We start from the raw sequence: 18,402 nt of genomic DNA, 5'->3' as shown, positions 1-18,402 counted from the left end.
TTGGTTTTACAAATAAAGTGTCGGCATGTACATTGTTTTGTGTCTCAACATACAGGGCCTTCACAGGGAATGAGATCCTCACTGCCCTTGTCAAGTTTAAATTAGTTATCAATCATGTTAAGAAAAACAAGTGATACATTCCCATTGTAATTGTGTCGGAAATACTTGTCAAGCTAGTCAGACTGAGGCGTAAGTCGTTATTTCAAGCAAAGACAGAACTTTTGACCTGCCAGCTGTCATGTAAATGTAAAAAAAAGACGCTTTTCAGCGTCTTTTAGTCTTTTTAGTCATTAAACTCCAATTCTTCTTGTCCTTCTTCTTCAGCTGCTTTCACTCCGTTTGTATCCAAACCGTAGTGTTCGCGAATTTGCTCCTGGATCATCAGCATGATATCTTTATTTTCTTTTAGGAACTGTTTCGCATTTTCACGCCCTTGTCCAAGACGTTCCTCTTGGTAAGAATACCAAGCACCGCTCTTTTGTACGATATCCAGCTCGCTTCCAAGGTCGATGATTTCTCCCTCTTTTGAGATCCCTTCACCGTACATAATGTCTACTTCGGCAATACGGAATGGAGGTGCTACTTTGTTTTTGACCACTTTAATTCTCGTTTTATTCCCCATAATGTCATTGCCTTGTTTCAGCTGTTCAGCACGGCGCACTTCTAAACGAACAGACGAATAGAACTTCAGCGCACGTCCACCAGGCGTTGTTTCAGGGTTACCAAACATGACACCAACTTTTTCACGAATTTGGTTGATAAAGATGGCAATTGTTTTTGATTTGTTGATGGCACCTGATAGTTTACGGAGCGCTTGGGACATCAAACGTGCTTGAAGACCAACGTGTGAATCACCCATGTCTCCTTCAATCTCTGCTTTTGGTACAAGAGCAGCTACAGAGTCAATAACAACAATATCAACTGCCCCGCTTCGGACAAGAGCTTCTGCAATTTCAAGTGCTTGCTCTCCTGTATCCGGCTGAGAAAGTAACAGTTCATCAATGTTGACACCTAGTTTTTGAGCGTAAACTGGATCGAGTGCATGCTCTGCATCAATAAATGCAGCTTGTCCTCCCTGCTGCTGAACTTCAGCAATGGCATGAAGGGCTACTGTCGTTTTACCAGAACTCTCTGGACCATATACTTCGATAATACGGCCGCGGGGATATCCGCCTATTCCAAGCGCAGTATCAAGTGCTAACGAACCACTAGGTACTGTTGAAATACGTGTATCTGTTTGCTCTCCTAGTTTCATAATAGAGCCTTTACCAAACTGTTTTTCTATTTGTTTAAGAGCCATATCTAAGGCTGCTTGACGATCACTCATTCTATTGTTTCCTCCTTTATCAATTCCACTATCTATACTATACCTTGTTTTACGTCATTTGCCAAGAAAAAAACGAACACATATTCGATTTTTTCTTGGCAGATTTTTTAAGAAAAGAGTATTTTCTATTAGAAAAAACGCTCTTTTATAAAGGAGTAAACCTAACAAAAAACAAAATTAACTCTCTTTTAATAAGTTGAGTAAGTGATGCAGACCATATTTCACAGCACGCTTTCGAATGCCCGACCGGCTGCCTGTAAACATCCATTCAAACACGTCCGTCTGGTCTTTCGTAGATAGTCCAATGAACACTTTTCCAACAGGCTGACCCTCTTGGGTATCAGGTCCTGCTACACCCGTAAAGCTAATGCCAATATCACTTCCGGTCAGCTTTCTAACTCCTTCAGCAAGCTCTAAAGCACACTCTTTGCTGACAGCACCATGAGAAGACAATGTTTCCTCCCGGCAGCCAAGTACCTGCTGCTTGACTTGGTTTGTATAACAAACCACACTTCCGTTCAAAATGGATGATGCTCCTTCGAGATCTGTCAGCCATTCGGAGAACATTCCGCCAGTCAGGCTTTCTGCTGCTGCTACTGTTTTTCCGTGCTCGTGCAAGGCTTTGGATGCTTCGCGGACAAGTGATGTATCCCCATATCCGTAGAAGTACTCACCTACCCGCGCCAAAATTTGCGCTTCTGTTTCTTTTAACAGACGCTCTGTTTCTTTTTCATCCTCATGCTTAGCAGTCAGCCTTAGCGTCACTTCACCGTCAGATGCGAGTGGTGCAATTGTCGGATTCGTTTGAGCGTCAATTAAATCTTCTAGGTCTGTTTCAAGCTGCGATTCACCGATTCCGAAGAAGCGCAGAACAACAGACACGATCTTTTCCTTTAAGCCAAGCTTCTCAGAAATCAGCGGCTTTGCCTCGTTTTCAAACATCGGGTGCAATTCACTTGGCGGTCCAGGAAGAAGCATATAAAACGTATCGTCTTCTTGAACAAACATACCCGGGGCCATCCCGAAACGGTTCACGAGCACATCAGACCCTTCTAGAACGAGTGCCTGCTTACGGTTGTTCGGTGACATAACGCGTCCGGTCTTTAGAAAGTAGTCTTGAATCGATTCAAATGCTTCTTCATTTAGTACAAGCTCTTTCCCAAGCGAGCTCGCAATGGTTTCTTTTGTTAAGTCATCTTTGGTTGGTCCAAGACCACCTGAGAAGATAATAAAATTAGATCTTTCCTGCGCCACCTGAATGGCCTGTTTTAAACGCTCTGGATTGTCACCAACTGCTGTATGGTAATAAACATTCACACCAATTTCGGCTAGTTGTTTGCTGATGAATTGTGCATTCGTATTCGTAATTTGCCCAAGCAATAGTTCGGAACCGACTGCAATAATTTCTGCTTTTCTCTCTGACTTCAAAGCGTACACGTCCTTTTTAGTTAGAATTCTTTAAAGCTTCCCAGTTTTTTGCAAAGTAATCCCAGCCTGAGACAACAGTGAAGAACACCGCTACCCACATCGCTAGATCACCAAACGGGAATGACACAAGTTCAAACGGCAGGTTATGCAGTAAAAGTGCTGAAATCGCAATGATCTGCGCCCATGTCTTCACCTTTCCAAGCATATTCGCTGCCACTACTTCACCGCCTCCGGCTAATACAAGCCTTAGACCAGTTACAGCAAATTCACGGCTGATGATCACAATCGCCATCCATGCCGGTGTGAGGTTGTATTGAACAAGTATAATTAAAGCAGCTGAAACAAGCAATTTATCTGCAAGCGGATCTAAAAATTTACCAAAGTTCGTCACCAAATTAAGCTTACGTGCGTAGTATCCATCAATCCAGTCAGTTGTTGAAGCGACGATAAACAAGATCGCTCCAACAAGGTGCGTCACTTCGATGCTGACGTCGCCAAAGCGTGCAACACCCCAATCTAGCGGTGCAAGCATAATGATCATAAAAACAGGGATCAAGGCGATCCTAGAAAGGGTTATTTTATTCGGTAAGTTAAACATGAAATCCAATCCTCCAATAATGCAATTTTTTATGTATATAATAGTAGGAACAAAAGAAAAGTCATCTACTTGCTTAAGATGACTTTTCCTTTCCTTTATTCACAATCACAATGTTTTGTGTCATGGTGTTCTTAGGGTCTAATTCGTACTTAAGTGTCTCGTCATTTACCTTGATATTAATTCCAGACGCATTGCCTAGACGGATATCGACCTGAGAAAGATCAGACAGGTCTGTTTTAAACGATTCGCCATCTTTTAGTTCACCCATCTTCAGCACTTTTCCAGATTCGTCTCTTACGCGCAGCCATGAAGCTTGCGAGGCAGAAATTTTTAACTCCATTTCGTCTGCACCTGATACTTCATACGTTGTTGTCGAGCCTTCTGTATTCGTCGCCTTTAAAGATACAGTTTCATCGTCTTTTGATGAATCATCTTTTTTAGATGATTTTTCTTTATCATCTGACGAAGCTTTTTCTTTTTTCTTTTGATCTTTTGCAAGAGATGAATCCTCAGATACTTCATATTTAGATTCTGATTGCTGAGGGGCCGCCTGATTATTCTTCTGTCCGCTATCATGATTGACCGCCTGCACGATCACATAAATGATGGCGATGACCACAATGATGCCTCCAATAATTAAAATTGTCGGCAATAGTTCAAGCACTTTCGAGGCAGGCTTTGGCAGCTCTCTTTGCGGCTTAATATTCGATAATTTATCAGATACTTCATCGTTATACGTGCTTGGAACATCTTTACGAAATTCTTCGAACAATTGTTCAGGATTCAGTCCAACGGCTTCGGCATATTGTTTAATAAACGCTCTGACGTAAAATTTACCTGGAATAATATCATAGTTTCCTTGTTCGATTGCTAGCAAATAGCGCTTTTGGATCTTGGTAGCCGCCATCAGATCCTCCAGCGACATCCCTTTTTCCTCTCTGGCCTCAACGAGCCGTTTTCCCAATTCAGTCAAAACAAACACCTACCATTACCATATTAAAAATCGAAGCCGGAAAAACCAGAATGATCAAACACTTGTGGTTCTTCAGCGTGTTCATATGTAATCTCTTCGTCTGCGCTATTCCGCAATTCAATGATATAGTCGAAATCATCCATTGTATATTCTGAATTTTGAATAAAGATGTCTGGATGCTCGACCACCTTCGTTGCCGGCAGTCTCATAATTTCCCTTAAAAGCTGCAAATGCTTCTCAGAACCTCTTCTTGTCGACACAATCCCATCAATAATAAAGACGTTATCTGGGCTGTATTCATCTGCGATCAGCTGACTTCGGATCGTCTGTTTCAAAAGAGTTGATGATACAAACAGCCATCTCTTGCTTGCACAAACACTTGAAGCCACAATTGATTCTGTTTTTCCGACACGCGGCATTCCGCGAATCCCAATCAATTTATGTCCTTCTTTTTTAAAGAGTTCAGCCATAAAATCAACAAGAAGACCGAGCTCGTCTCTTTCAAAACGGAACGTCTTTTTGTCATCCGCATCACGCTGTATGTATCTCCCATGACGAACAGCTAAGCGGTCACGAAGCTTCGGCTGTCTTAATTTCGTTACTTTTATCGTTTCCATTGTATTTAAAATTGATTCAAGCCGCTTAATTTGATCTGTGTGGTCACAGCGTAAAAGCATTCCGCGTCTTGATACATCAACACCATTGATTGTCACAATATTAATTGAAAGCATCCCCATTAGAGAAGAAATGTCTCCTAAAAGTCCGGGACGGTTTACCTGTATCTCATATTCAAAATACCATTCGAGCTTTGCCAAATGATATTACCCCCTTCATTGTGGCAAATTTTTACCTTCCTTTATCATAAAGCATTTTCACATTTTTAGAAAGCACAATGTTGTGAAACGGTTAAAATAAAAAGAGAGGCACAAACGACCTCTCTTTTTGTTTAGTGCGAGCTATTATTTTCAACCAGCTTGACCATCATATTTGCAATGGCACGCTGCTCATCTTCTGATGCAACGCTCCAAAGGTCAGCAAGTACTCTTTCCTGCTCGTTCTTTGCCTCAACTTCGTTAGCTAGATATCCGCCAATTTCATACGCAAGGTTATTGATGGTCTCACCTTCTAAACCTTTATCCTGCGCATGATTTAAGCGATCACCTAAAAAGTTTTTCCAATGGTCCCAGTTCTCAAGTACAGACATGTCGATTCCTCCATTCGAAAAGATGAATTACAGCCATAGCTTTTGTCATGGAGAGACGAATTATACACGTTTTTTAACAGTACCAGCCGCCATTGACAGATAAAATTTGACCTGTGATATAACTTGACTGTTTTGAGGCGAGAAACCAAATGACATCTGCAACCTCCTCAGGGGATGCAAGCCGGCCAAGCGGAATTTCTTCTTCCAGCATTGTGATGTCTTCCTGCGTAAAACGATTCATCATGTCAGTTTTGACAGCACCTGGCGAGACAGCATTTGCTCTAATTCCACTTGGAGCAAGCTCTTTTGCTAATCCTTTTATAAATGCATTTTGCGCACCTTTGACCATGCTGTACAGCACTTCACACGATGCTCCCGTTTCTCCCCATATCGAGCTGACCGCAATGATATGGCCTGCTTTCTTTTGAATCATAGCGGGTAAAAGGGATTGGGTAAGCTCATATGGACTTGTGACATGAAGCTGCACCATACTGGCTAATACGTCTTTTTCTGTGTCTGTCACCAATCCGACATGGCTCCTGCCGCTATTTAAAACAAGAATATCTGGACAGAGCGGCAGACGGCTGACAAGCTCATCTGCTCCGCCCGTTTTAGATAAATCTGCTTGAACGACATGCGTTTGAATGGAATATACCTCATCCAAATGAGCGGCGAGGCGCACAGCTGCCTGTTCATTTTTATAATAATGGAGCATCACATGGCAGCCTTCTTGGGCAAGCTTTTTCGCTGCTGCCTGCCCAATCCCGCCACTGGCACCTGTTATCAGCGCCCAACGACTCGTCACATTGATTCCTTCTTTCTATATAGAATACCTATTCTTTTCGTTTAAATGGGAACCAGTTGGCTGATCCGAACAATTTCACCATCACAGGTACGAATAATGGTAGCACAACGAGTGCGTACAGTAAAAGTCCTGTGAGGACAAGTGTTGCAATCTGCAAGAGAGACAGCACACCGGATGGAAGCATGGCGGCAAATGTTCCTGCCAAAATAACAGCAGCAGACATAATGACAGATCCCATATTTTTCATTGATTCAGTCATGGCAAACTGAATGTCTTTTGTTTTATATTCATTGAACCGCTCCATTAAGAAAATCGAATAATCGACTCCGAGCGCCATTAGTATGACAAATCCAAAGAATGGCACAGCCCAGTTAATGCCTGGATACCCGAAGAAATGGGTGAAAATAAATTCAGTTACACCGATTGCGGTAAAGTAAGTCAATATGAGTGAACCTACCAAGTAAAGCGGCATGACAAGCGAACGGAACAAAATCACCAAAATAAGGAAAATACCAATCATCATGTAAAGAACTGTCTTATTGAAATCTTGGTCTGACAGCTGTTTTAGATCAGCGTTCATACTTGATACACCTGAGACGCCAAATGACGCATCTTTTAGGTTTGTTTCAGGAAGTGCCCGCTCAACAGAAGCTTCCACTTGTTTAATCGTCGACAAAGCGTCATTTCCATATGGATTTTTCTCTAAAATGACATCAAGCTTTGTCATCTTGCGATCATCTGACATGTATGAATCAAATACTTGCTTGAATGCTTTATTTTTTAAGACGTCTTTTGGAATAAACCAGCCGGCCATATCTTGATCTGGTGCATTTTTCAGTTCGTCTAAGTAGTCACCTGCACCCATTAAGCCGCTTGAAATTTTCTCCAGTCCTTTCACACTTTTGTTCAGACCGTCTGTCAGCTTGGTCAGGTTATCCCCAAAGCCGCCAATCTTTTCTTTCATTTGCTTTTGGCCATTCATGATGTCGCCCGCTCCATTTGCAAGCTTTGGCATATTATCAGCTAATTGTCCTTGACCTTTAGACGTTTGATCCAGTCCATTTTCAACTGCATCTAAGCCAGCAATGAGTTCATCGATTTGATTTGTCAAGACTTTTTGCTGCTCAGAAGCTTTTGCGATAAAGGCATCAACTGCTTCAAGCTGCTTTCTAGCTTCTTTCGCTTGTTTGGCATAGCTGTCTGCCTGTTTCGCCCCTTCTTGCAAAGTCGCAGAAAGTTCATTGTACGAAGCTTTAATCGCTTGATACGATTGATTTTCTTTTACCTGCGGGATTTGCTTTTCAAGGGTACTAAATTGTGTATTTGCTTGTTTGATTAACGCTTTTACATCTGCTGCGGCAGAGGATGACGTATCCACTTGCGCTAATGCTGCCTTTAATTCTTTGGAAATGCTTTTATACAGTGAAACTTGCTGATTCACTTGTGCGACTTGAGCCATTAATTCCTTTTTTGCACCTTTGATTTCATCTTTAATGGCTGCTACACCTTTTTTATTTTGGTCGATGCCGTTTTGCAATTTTCTTAAGGATTTTTCAACATTTTGAATCCCTGTTTGCACAGATTCTGTACCAGAAATCAATTTGTTAATGCCTTTTCCTGATGATTTGATTTGCGGTGTTTGATCCTCAATGGATTGACTCATTGTCGTCAGTGCATCTTGGATGTTTTTCAAGCCTTCATTGCTTTTATCAAGTCCTGTGTTCAGTTCTTTGGCTTGTGATTTCACGTACAGATCACTCAGCCCTTTACCGACAGGACGGGTGGCACTTCTCACTTTACTGACCCCATCTGTTTGTTCAATTGCACGGCTGAGTTTTTCGATGGCAATCAGCCCTTCATTGTTGTCTAAAAGGTCAGATGATTTCACGACCACTGTTGCCGGAAGTGCTTCACCCGGTCCAAACTTATCAGAAATGGTATTGAATGCGTTAACCGATTCGTATTTATTACCAATTTCATCTAAGCTGTTATAAGAAAGAGTTCCTTTATACATGAGAATTGGCGGAAGCGTAATGATTCCTACAATTAATAAGCTGAAAAGCGGTTTCTTAAATGAAAAACGACCTGCTGTTTCCCACATTTTTGACTGCGGATGGGCAATATCGCCTTTAATCGGCCAAAATAACACCTTTCCTAAAACTGCCATAAAGAACGGCACAATCGTGAGAAGAGCCACAATGAGCACAGCAACCCCAACTGCTACTGCAACAGCTGATTTATAAAGCTGGAATTGTGCCAGACCAATACATGTAAAGCCGATCAGCACTGCAATTCCGCTGAATAAGACGGTCTTTCCTGCTGTTTTATACGTAATCAGAATCGCCTCAATTTTATCTTTACCGTGTGCGATCTCTTCCTTAAAGCGGCTGAGAAGCAGTATGCAGTAATCCGTTCCAATTCCAAACATGATCGCGACCATAAAGATCTGAGTAAAGGTCGAGAGCGGAAAGTCTACATATTTCACTAAATAAGCTACGATTGATTGACTCACCAAGTAAGACAGTGCCACTGCGACTAACGGAACGAAAGGCGCCACAGCTGACCGAAAGACAAGAATAAGGACAACGAGAATAAACCCAATCGTAATGAATTCTGTTTTCTTCAGGCCTTCCTGCGAACTTGTAATAACATCATCATCAATTAACGGCTGCCCTGTCATTTCAAATTTCAGATTTAAGCTTTTCAGCTTTTCATTGACTCTTTCTTTAAAATCGGACGCTTTGATTTTGTTTGAGTCGTATGTAACTGGAACAAGGAGTGTCGTTTGATCTTTAGAGAGCATTTGTTTTTTGATATCTTTATTGGCTTCAAAGTAAGAAGTAATGTCCTCTATGTGGAGATCTTGATCCTTTTCTAAAATATCCATTGCCTTTTTTAAAGATGTTTCTCTTTCTTTCACAATGTTCTTTTCTTGAAAGACAATGACGATTGATTTTTCTGTATCGCCGTTTTCAGACATTTTCTTTAATAACTGATTGGCATATGAGGACGGATAGCCGTCTGGTACAGAAATTTGCCCCTTTTCTTTTGTTAATTGCGCCATATTAGGAGCGGTGATGAGTAACACTGCCGCTAATACGACCCACAGGATCGTGATCAGCCATCTACCCTTTATGATTGCTCTCATTAGAACTTTGTGCCTCCTCTTCGATGATCACTTGATAGATCTTTTCATATGTTTGAATAAATGATTCCATTTCTTTTTCTTCAAGCTTTTCAAAATAAGACCGAACTAAGTCTTGAAGCTGCTTTTCCATTCGGCTGACCACTTCTTTGCCCTCTGGCGTGACGTACAGGTGAACATTCCTTCTGTCAGCTTGATCATGTTCACGAAAAATATAGTTTTTCGTAAAAAGACGATTAGTCATGGATGTTACAGCACTTTTGTTTACATTACATACATAAGCAAGGTCCGTAGATGTACACCCTGGATGTAAATTGATGTATCGAAGCGAGTAATATTGATCAAGTGTCAGCTCTTTATCAAGCTTTTCAGTGATCATACTCGAGACTTTTTTCTCCATCCAGAGATAGACATCTGCATACCTTTGGATGAGCTGGGCAATTTTATTTTGTTCCATACGCTGCTCCTTTTTAGTTTAAGTGTTTAACTATTAAAGAGTTTAACTAATATCCAAAACAAATGTCAATGAATATCCTCGTAAATAAAGCGGCTTTTTCAATGAACATAAAAAAGACAAACTCTGCCGATATGAGTTTGTCTTTTTAAATTTATTTTGTTTTTGGGACGACTTTGAAAACAGACATCCGTTCTTCATCAATTTCTTCATCTAAAATTTGCTGAATATCAGCTAATTGAATTTGTTCCAGCATTGTGACGACATCAAATAAGCTCATGTCTAAGAATGCATATCGAGTAAATTGGTTCGCGATATATTCTGGAGAATTCATGGCTTTTAAAAAGCTGCCGATTTTTTTCTTGCGTGCAAGCTCAATTTTCTCTTCTGTCATGAGGCTTTTTGCTTGAAGAAGGGTTTCTTTTAATACCTTTGCGAGTTGATCAGGATCATTTGTATCCCCGCCAACTGAAGTGAAGCCAAAACCGCCTTCTTCGGTATAATCGTAGCTGAATGTTTCATCAATTAAGCCCTTTTCATACATCTGTTCATATTGTAAGGAGCTTTTGCCAAACAGCGTCTCTAAAATGAGATTCATCCCAAGCTCATGCTTTAGCAGCTGATTTCCTTTTTTATGCGGATTCTTTGTTTTCAAACCGAACATACATTTAGAGCCTTGTACGTTCATTGGAAGTTCGTATTCTTTCCGGTATACACCTTCAGGCTCATTGATGTCTTTTCGTTTGATCTCCGGCTGGTCTGTAAATGGCTTTTTCGCCTGATTCGCTCTGACTTGATCTAAAATTTGCTTCGGATCAACAGGCCCGACAACGAATAGAAGCATATTGCTCGGGTGATAGAACGTTTCATAGCATTCATATAAATGATCTTTTGTAATAGGGGCAATGCTCTCTACTGTTCCAGCAATATCTATTCTCACAGGATGCTCTTGATATAAATTTTCAATCAGACCAAAGAATAAACGCCAGTCCGGATTGTCATCATACATGTTAATCTCTTGACCAATGATGCCCTTTTCTTTTTCGACTGTTTTTTCAGTAAAATAAGGCTCTTGAACAAAATCAATGAGTGTCTCAAGGTTTTGTTCGACATTTGAGGTGCTTGAGAATAAATAAGCCGTTCTTGTAAACGTTGTAAAAGCGTTTGCGGATGCTCCTTGTTTACTAAAAGTATGAAACACGTCTCCATCTTCTTTTTCAAACAGCTTATGCTCTAAGAAATGGGCAATTCCGTCAGGCACTCGAATCATGTCTTCTTTTCCAAGCGGCACAAATTCGTTATCGACAGAGCCATATTTTGTTGTAAAGGTCGCATAGGTTTTGTTAAACCCTTGCTTTGGCAGCACATAGACGTCAAGTCCGCTTTCCATTTTTTCGTGATAGACCGTTTCTTGCAGCTGATCGAATTGAATTGTTTTCACTGTCATGAAGCACCCTCCGTTCCTTTAAGAAAATAGGTCGTATCCCATTCGATTTTCTGACCCACTTTGATGATGTCCTCTTTGGTCACTCGGTCTAATGCTTCTAAAAAGGAATCAAGAGTTTCCCCAGTTGGCACAACGGCATGCTGATACAAATATTCTGCTGTTCCATAAGACGTATCGATCGTTTCAAGCAGCTGGTTTTTGACGACTGCTTTTGTTTGATCAATTGCTTCATCTGAAAAATCACCTTTTTGCATCGCTTCAAATTGTTCTTTGATGATGTCCACTGCCTGCTGGTAGTTGCCGACTTCAATTCCTGACATCACCATCATCAAGCCTTTAAAGCTCTCAAGTCTAGACACAGCGTAGTAAGCAAGACTTGCTTTTTCCCGAACATTAATGAAAAGCTTAGAATGCGAGAAACCGCCGAATATGCCATTAAACAAATGCAGTGCCGGATAATCTTTATCTGCAATCGTTGTATGTGTGCGAAAGCCGATATTCAGCTTGCCTTGTTTTACGTCCTCTTCATCAATGACTTCTTTTGGTCCATTTTGAGCTCTTGCTGATTCAGTCTGCTTTTTGACTGGTTCTCTTTCACTTGTTTTAAAGTACTGGGAGACCATTCGGCTGATGTCTTCTTCGTCAACATCTCCGACAACATAAAAATCAAGCTGGTTTGATTGAAGCGCATGCTCATAAGCTTCAAAGAGCGAGTGAGCTGTGATGGCGTCAATGTCTTCCATTTCACCATTGACGTGCAGTGCATATGGTTCTCCTTTACACATTTCCTGCACGAGTCTTAAGTTCGAATAACGCATTTTGTCATCATAAACTGCCTGAATTCGCTGTTTTAAAGTGCGTTTTTCTTGATCCACATATAATTGACTAAACACCCCATCTTCAACATACGGGTGGAATAATAGGTCGGATAGTAAGGAAATCCCTTTTTCTAGTAAAGGAGTTTGATCCTTTAAATATTTTTCATTCGCCATTTCTAGGCGGAAGGTAATGATGTGATTCTCACCTTTTTTTGCCATGTCTGCCGAAACGGTTGCTCCATAGAGCTCATCAAAATAGGCACGCAGTGCGCCTGTTTTGGGCATCTTTTCTGTTCCTCTTAACAGCACATGCGGGAAAAGAGAACGCATGGTGACGTCATCTTTGGATAGCGGTGCAAGCATTTTAAAAAGAATTGTCACAGTTTTAAATTTTTCTGTTTTGACAATATGAGTATGAAGACCGGATGTGTCCAGTGTCTTCTCTTGTAAGTACGTCATGAGAAACCTCCTTTGTTCATCCTATTTATTATGTATTAGAACATGGCTGATATATACGTGAAACAGCCATTTAATAGACATTATATCAATCAGAGGAAAGGATAGGAAATAAAAACGCCTCTGCTCATAGCAGAGACGCCAGTCGTTATTTCATTCTAAACGGCCACCAATTCCATTTACCAAAAATACGAACCATGACCGGAATAAAGAGGGGCAATACAACAAAAGCATATAATAAAAGTCCAATGAGTACGACCGTTGCAATTTCAACAAGCGATAATACTCCTGATGGCAGCATAGCAGCGAACGTACCTGCTAAAATGGCCACTGCAGAAATAATGACAGAACCCATATTTCTCATCGCTGATATCATCGATGCTTGTACATGCTCTCCCTTCCATTCATTAAAACGATCCATGAGGAAGATGGAATAATCGATCCCGAGCGTCACAAGAATGACAAAGCTGAAAAATGGGACAGCCCAGCTGACACCATCGTAGCCAAAAAATGTTTTAAAGATCCATTCTGTTAAACCGATTGATGTAAAATACGTTAAAATCAGTGAAAGTGTTAAGTATATTGGCATGACGATTGACCGTAATAAAATAATTAAAATAATAAAAATACCAATTAACATGAAGATAACAGTTCGAATAAAGTCACCGTCAGACGTTTCTTTTAAGTCCACATTTAAGCTTGAGATACCAGATACACCGTATTTGGCATTTTTGAGTCCACTTACAGGTAAATATTGATCAAGGGTTTCCTCAATTTTCGCGACACCTTTCATCGCTTCATTACTGTATGGATTCACATTTAAGATGACTTCAAAAGTCGTTAATTTACGATCTGGAGACATATACGTATGAAAGATTTGCTTAAATTCTTGGCGTTTCAGCACTTCTTCCGGAATAAACCAGCCCGTTACTTCTTCATCTGGCGCTTGCTGAAGCTGCTTTAAGTAGCCGTCAGCCTCGGTGAAGCCGCTTTTGACCTGCTCAAGCCCTTCAATACTTTCATCTAATCCATCTGTTAATAACGTAAGTTTTGATGAAAGCTGGCTAAATCCTTTTTTGATGGCTTTTTGGCCGTCTGTCAGCTGATCTGCACCATCTTCGATTTTAGGCATTTCTTTAATCAATTGTTTTTGGCCCTCATTTGTTTGGCCAAGGCCGTCATAAATTTGATCAAGCCCATCCATGAGCGCTTGCACTTGGCGTTTTACTTCTTTTTGCTTGCTTGATAAGGTTTGAATCACTTGATCTGCCTGCTTGATCTTTTGCTTAAAGTGAGCGGCTTCCTCTTCATATACACTCATTTGATCCCCTGCTTGATCAAGCATTCCTTTTGTTTCTTTGAATACCTTCTTGATTTCTTTATATTCATCCATGTCTTTTACTTCTGGAAGACGGTTTTCTAGTGCTTCAAATGATAGATTTTCATAGGATGCTTTTACTTTCTTAATGGTTGTCATCAGCTGCTGATTTGATTTCGCATGGCGTTCAAGTGTATTCACCACACGCTCTAACTCTTGAATCATCGTTTCGCTGCTGCGATATTCTTGCTCTAATTCTTTTTTCGCTTTTTTGATTTTACTTCGAATGGTGCCGACGCCTTCCTTACTGCGTCTCACCCCATCTTCTAAAGAGATTAGGGATTCCCTGACTTCTCCGACACCGCTTTTGATTGCTTTTGTTCCATCAATCAGCTGGTCAATGCCTTGAGCGGATTCTTCAATTTTTGGTTTTTGTTTGAGAAGAGCGAGATTTGTTTCGGTCAAGCCATCTGAAATTTTCCCGATTCCTTCATGGCCTTTGCCAAGTTCTCCTCCCAGCTCTTTCGCTTGAGAGGTGACATAAAGCTGGCTCAGCCCGTCCCCAACAGGACGCGTGACACTGCGGACTGTTTTGACTTCGTCAATGTCATTTAATTTACGAGTCAGTTTTTCAATCATGACAATCTTTTCTTGATTATCTAGCTTATCATCATTTTCGACAAGCACATTCAGCGGCAGCGCTTCACCAAAGCCAAATTGCTCTGATATCGTATTAAATGCAGACACCGACTCATACTTATTCCCAATTTCATTTAAACTGTTATAAGACAGGGTGCCGTCGTACATCAGAATAGGAGGTACCGTAATAAGAGCGACTAACCCTAAGCTGATGAGCGGCCTTTTAAATGAAAAACGCCCAGCCCATTCCCACATTTTACTTTGCGGGTGCCGAATGTTTTCTCTTTTAGATGGCCAGAAAAGAGATTTTCCGAAAACAGACATAAAAAAGGGAACGATGGTGACAAGGGCAATCAGAAGAATGCCCACTCCAACGGCAACACTAACGGCTGATTGATACAATTGGAATTTAGCAAATCCAATACTTGAGAAGCCGACTAACACGGCTAAGCCGCTGAAAAATACCGTTTTCCCTGCACATTGATATGTGACGATAATCGACTCTTTGACATCACGGCCTTGACCGATCTCCTCTTTAAAACGGCTTAACAGCAGGATGCAATAATCCGTTCCGATACCGAACATAATGGCTACCATAAAAATCTGAGTAAAATTAGATAGAGGAAATTGTGTATATTCTACGAGAAAAGCTACAATACACCGGCTGACAGCGTAAGAAATGCCTATCGTAATGAGCGGAACAACAGGTGCCAATATCGATCTGAAAACAATAATTAAAATAAAGAAAATAAAAATCATCGTGATAAGTTCAGTTTTCTTCAGACCTTGTTGAGAGCTTTGAATGACATCTGAATCCACAAATTTTTGGCCCGTTATTTCATATGAGACATGATAGGGCTTTAAAACTTCCTCAATTTGTTCTTTAATCTTCACAGCTTTTGTTTCGTAGTGGTCGAATTTGAATGGAACAAGAAGTGTACTTTTATCCTTTGATAAAAGTTGTTTTTGAATGTCCGGATCTACATGAAAATACGAAGTAATTCCGTCAATGTGGAGTTCTGGGGCATTTGACATGAGTGCAGCTAAAGCCTTTTTTAATTCCTGCTCTTTCGCAGGGAACAGATGTTGTTCGGAGAATACAAGCACACCTGTATCTTTTTTCCCGTTCTTATCTGACAGCTTATCCAATAGGTGAAGTGCCTCAGCTGTTGGTGTCCCCTCCGGAACCTTTAATTGCCCTTTTTCTCTTGTTAATTCCTCTAAATCGGGCGCAGTAATAAACAGAATCACAGCTGTTATCATCCACACCACTAATACAATCCATCTTGCTTTAATTATTTGCAACATAGCTGCTTCAAGCTCCTTCTAGTTCTTCAATCAATTTGCTGTATTTGAGCGTGTCTGAAGTGCTGACTGCGTCTCCTTCAAATGGCAGGATGACTTATTCAATTGTCCTTTCGTGTTGAAGAAGCATATCTCCATCATCAGCACGCGAGCTCAATTTCTGCCTAAAGAAAGACAGAAAATGAATGTTTTTGAACACCTCCAATTTGGGATAATTTAAAAGATATTACTATACATTAGTTTAACTATCAAAATTTTACATGTCAATTTATAAAAAAGAAAAAAGATGGCAAAATACCATCTTTTTTCTATATTTAAACCGTTTTTAATTGTTCACTCTCATCCTCTTCATCTGGCTGGATGAAAAAGAGGACCAAAAATAGTGAAATGAGACTGCAAATGGTCGAGAGAATAAAGACTATGGAGTCCCCTTTATCCATTAGATAGGCAAAAATCGGAGGTCCTAAAGCAACACCGATAAAACGCATACTGCTATAAAATGACGTAATGGTACCGCACTGCTCTTTTTCAATTCCTTCTGTAATCAGCGCATCAAGTGCAGGCAGCACAATACCGATGCCCACTCCGCCAATGCTTAAACAGATAAACAATACGTAAAAGCTGTGATTCCACCATAAAAAAATATAAGAAAGTGATAACAAAGCCATCCCTACAATTAAAAAGATTCTCATTTTTCCTTTTTCTTTTCCAATCGTTTTTCCAGCAATGTAGGAACTGATTGATAGAAAAAGGAGCGGAATACTCAGCAAGAGCCCTTTTTTGACGCCCTTTATTTGATAAGCCGCCTCTAGGTTATCGGATAGGTAAAAAAGCACACCAAAAAGAAGAAACATAATAAAACCGCCAATAGCAAAAATGGCATAAAGCCAGCGTCCCTCATGCTTAAAAATGGTCTTTGTTGATTTTAAAAATTCTTTAAATGTAGGCGGGTCCTCCTCTTTTTTCGCCGACTCTACCATGAACAGTACCATGAGAAAGCTGATGATCGAAAAGAACGGGATGAACCAAAAAGGCACAAACCAAAACCATGAAGCAAGAAGTGCCCCAATAATAGGGCTTAGTACCTTACCTGCTGTATTAGAGGTTTCAATGGCGCCAAGTCCTGCACTGACCTCTTCATCATCATGAAACAAATCTCCAATAAACGGCATAACGACAGGTGCGGCTCCAGCTGAACCAATACCTTGAAGGACCCTTCCAAACAGAATCCACATATAAGGTTCTTTCATGATCGTTGAGGCGACTGCTGCCACAGCTCCTCCAAGTCCGGCGATTAAAAGACACGGCAGCAGTACCTTTTTCCGCCCAATCCGGTCTGATAAGTAACCGGCGATTGGAATACATAAGATGGCTACAACCGAATATACCGTAATAATGAGAGAGACTTGAAAGGAAGTAATCGAGAGTTTCTTTTCTATCTCTGGCAATACTGGTATTAACATCGAGTTCCCTAGTGTCATGATTAGAGGGACTGATGATAATGCAATGATATTCTTTTTACTGACTGTTTTCTCGCCCAACATCATTCACCCAATTCTATATACTGTTACGTATTAGTGTGGCAAGTTTGACGAGTATTATGTATGGGCAAACAAAAAGCAGACGCCTATGGAAGCGACTGCTTGTTAAAATCGTTTGCGTATGACATGAAAGCTGAATTTATCCGCTCGAAAATAATTGAGGGAGTATAAGACCGGCTGATCATCCTGATCATAGTGCATTTGTTTCAGTAATAATAACGCCGTTTCAGGGTCACAATCTAGAATCGGTGAGACCTGATCGTGGTAGCCAATTGGTTCAATGTCAGCAACTGCATATTTAATCCCGCTGTGCGGTTCTCTTCCAAACAGCTCAAAAAGAGACTCTTCTTCATGTGTAAAAGAAGCGGGAAGATGTTTGACCGGAATTTTATCTAAACAATAAACAACTGGCTGCCCATCTGCCGTTCGAACGCGTTCCATTGAAAAAATCCCATCAGATTTATCACACTGAAAACGAATGACATCATTCTCTGTTGGCTCCCCTTCTTGCGAGGATAAAAAGATGGTGCCAGGCGTCATATTGACCTGCTCAATCATTTTCGTGACACTTGTCAGCTGTTCTATGCCTGTCGAAAAAAGCGGTCTTGAATTGACGAAAGTCCCTACCCCATGCCTTCTAATTAAATACTTTTCTTCTTCTAATATACGAAGGGCCTCACGCAGTGTCGCTCTGCTCACACCTAAAAGTTTTGAGAGCTCAAACTCAGAAGGCAGCTTTTCTTTTTCGGCATATACACCTGTTTGAATATCTTCTTTAATACGGTCAATCACTTTCAAATATAAATGGCGATTGTCTGTTTTGGTCGACATGTTTTCCCTCCGTCTAATCAATGCAAATGATAAGATGAGAAATCTCTATTCCGAGATAAGTTGAACATAACTATATCATGTTTTTGCAAATAAATAAATAGTCTGACATCCAG

Annotated in this window: 14 protein-coding genes; all 14 read right to left on the bottom strand. The window is 40.7% G+C overall.

What is annotated here, in order from left to right:
- Window positions 1-283 precede the first annotated feature (283 nt).
- A complete protein-coding gene (gene recA, locus NSQ34_RS08210; RefSeq protein ID WP_034281901.1) occupies window positions 284-1,327 on the bottom strand; it encodes a recombinase RecA in 1,044 nt (347 codons plus the stop codon).
- 177 nt (window positions 1,328-1,504) lie between these two features.
- Window positions 1,505-2,755 (bottom strand): competence/damage-inducible protein A, encoded by a 1,251-nt coding sequence (locus NSQ34_RS08205; protein WP_041117442.1) that lies wholly within the window; start codon window positions 2,753-2,755, stop codon window positions 1,505-1,507.
- 16 nt (window positions 2,756-2,771) lie between these two features.
- Window positions 2,772-3,353: a CDP-diacylglycerol--glycerol-3-phosphate 3-phosphatidyltransferase gene (gene pgsA / locus NSQ34_RS08200; RefSeq protein WP_008358030.1), complete on the bottom strand. Its 582-nt coding sequence runs from the start codon at window positions 3,351-3,353 to the stop codon at window positions 2,772-2,774.
- Window positions 3,354-3,426: 73 nt separating this feature from the next.
- Window positions 3,427-4,326, bottom strand: a complete 900-nt coding sequence (locus NSQ34_RS08195; RefSeq protein WP_120206993.1) for a helix-turn-helix domain-containing protein — start codon at window positions 4,324-4,326, stop codon at window positions 3,427-3,429.
- Between the two features lie 23 nt (window positions 4,327-4,349).
- Window positions 4,350-5,141 (bottom strand): DUF3388 domain-containing protein, encoded by a 792-nt coding sequence (locus NSQ34_RS08190; protein WP_003211480.1) that lies wholly within the window; start codon window positions 5,139-5,141, stop codon window positions 4,350-4,352.
- 131 nt (window positions 5,142-5,272) lie between these two features.
- Window positions 5,273-5,530: a DUF3243 domain-containing protein gene (locus NSQ34_RS08185; protein WP_041109118.1), complete on the bottom strand. Its 258-nt coding sequence runs from the start codon at window positions 5,528-5,530 to the stop codon at window positions 5,273-5,275.
- 73 nt (window positions 5,531-5,603) lie between these two features.
- A complete protein-coding gene (locus NSQ34_RS08180; protein WP_176967428.1) occupies window positions 5,604-6,335 on the bottom strand; it encodes an SDR family oxidoreductase in 732 nt (243 codons plus the stop codon).
- A gap of 28 nt (window positions 6,336-6,363) precedes the next feature.
- Window positions 6,364-9,483 carry an MMPL family transporter gene (locus tag NSQ34_RS08175; protein WP_176967429.1) on the bottom strand — a complete coding sequence of 1,040 codons (3,120 nt, stop codon included), beginning with the start codon at window positions 9,481-9,483 and terminating at the stop codon, window positions 6,364-6,366.
- Window positions 9,461-9,937 carry a MarR family transcriptional regulator gene (locus NSQ34_RS08170; RefSeq protein WP_046311014.1) on the bottom strand — a complete coding sequence of 159 codons (477 nt, stop codon included), beginning with the start codon at window positions 9,935-9,937 and terminating at the stop codon, window positions 9,461-9,463. The genes NSQ34_RS08175 and NSQ34_RS08170 overlap by 23 nt, the downstream gene beginning before the upstream one ends.
- A gap of 151 nt (window positions 9,938-10,088) precedes the next feature.
- Window positions 10,089-11,381, bottom strand: a complete 1,293-nt coding sequence (locus NSQ34_RS08165) for a pitrilysin family protein (protein ID WP_025092606.1) — start codon at window positions 11,379-11,381, stop codon at window positions 10,089-10,091.
- Complete coding sequence (locus tag NSQ34_RS08160) at window positions 11,378-12,658, bottom strand: pitrilysin family protein (protein ID WP_176967430.1); 1,281 nt, start codon at window positions 12,656-12,658, stop codon at window positions 11,378-11,380. Before NSQ34_RS08160 ends, NSQ34_RS08165 begins: the two co-directional genes overlap by 4 nt.
- 145 nt (window positions 12,659-12,803) lie before the next feature.
- Window positions 12,804-15,920, bottom strand: a complete 3,117-nt coding sequence (locus NSQ34_RS08155) for an MMPL family transporter (RefSeq protein ID WP_176967431.1) — start codon at window positions 15,918-15,920, stop codon at window positions 12,804-12,806.
- 311 nt (window positions 15,921-16,231) lie between these two features.
- Window positions 16,232-17,464, bottom strand: coding sequence for an MFS transporter (locus tag NSQ34_RS08150; protein ID WP_170825840.1), 1,233 nt, complete (start codon window positions 17,462-17,464; stop codon window positions 16,232-16,234).
- 99 nt (window positions 17,465-17,563) lie between these two features.
- Complete coding sequence (locus NSQ34_RS08145; RefSeq protein ID WP_024424122.1) at window positions 17,564-18,289, bottom strand: GntR family transcriptional regulator; 726 nt, start codon at window positions 18,287-18,289, stop codon at window positions 17,564-17,566.
- Window positions 18,290-18,402: the final 113 nt, after the last annotated feature.

It is taken from the genome of Bacillus sp. FSL P2-0069 (genome assembly GCF_038593315.1).
Lineage (GTDB): Bacteria > Bacillota > Bacilli > Bacillales > Bacillaceae > Bacillus > Bacillus safensis.
The sequence above is the reverse complement of the archived record's forward strand: the minus strand, read 5'-3'. Positions and strand labels throughout refer to the sequence as shown.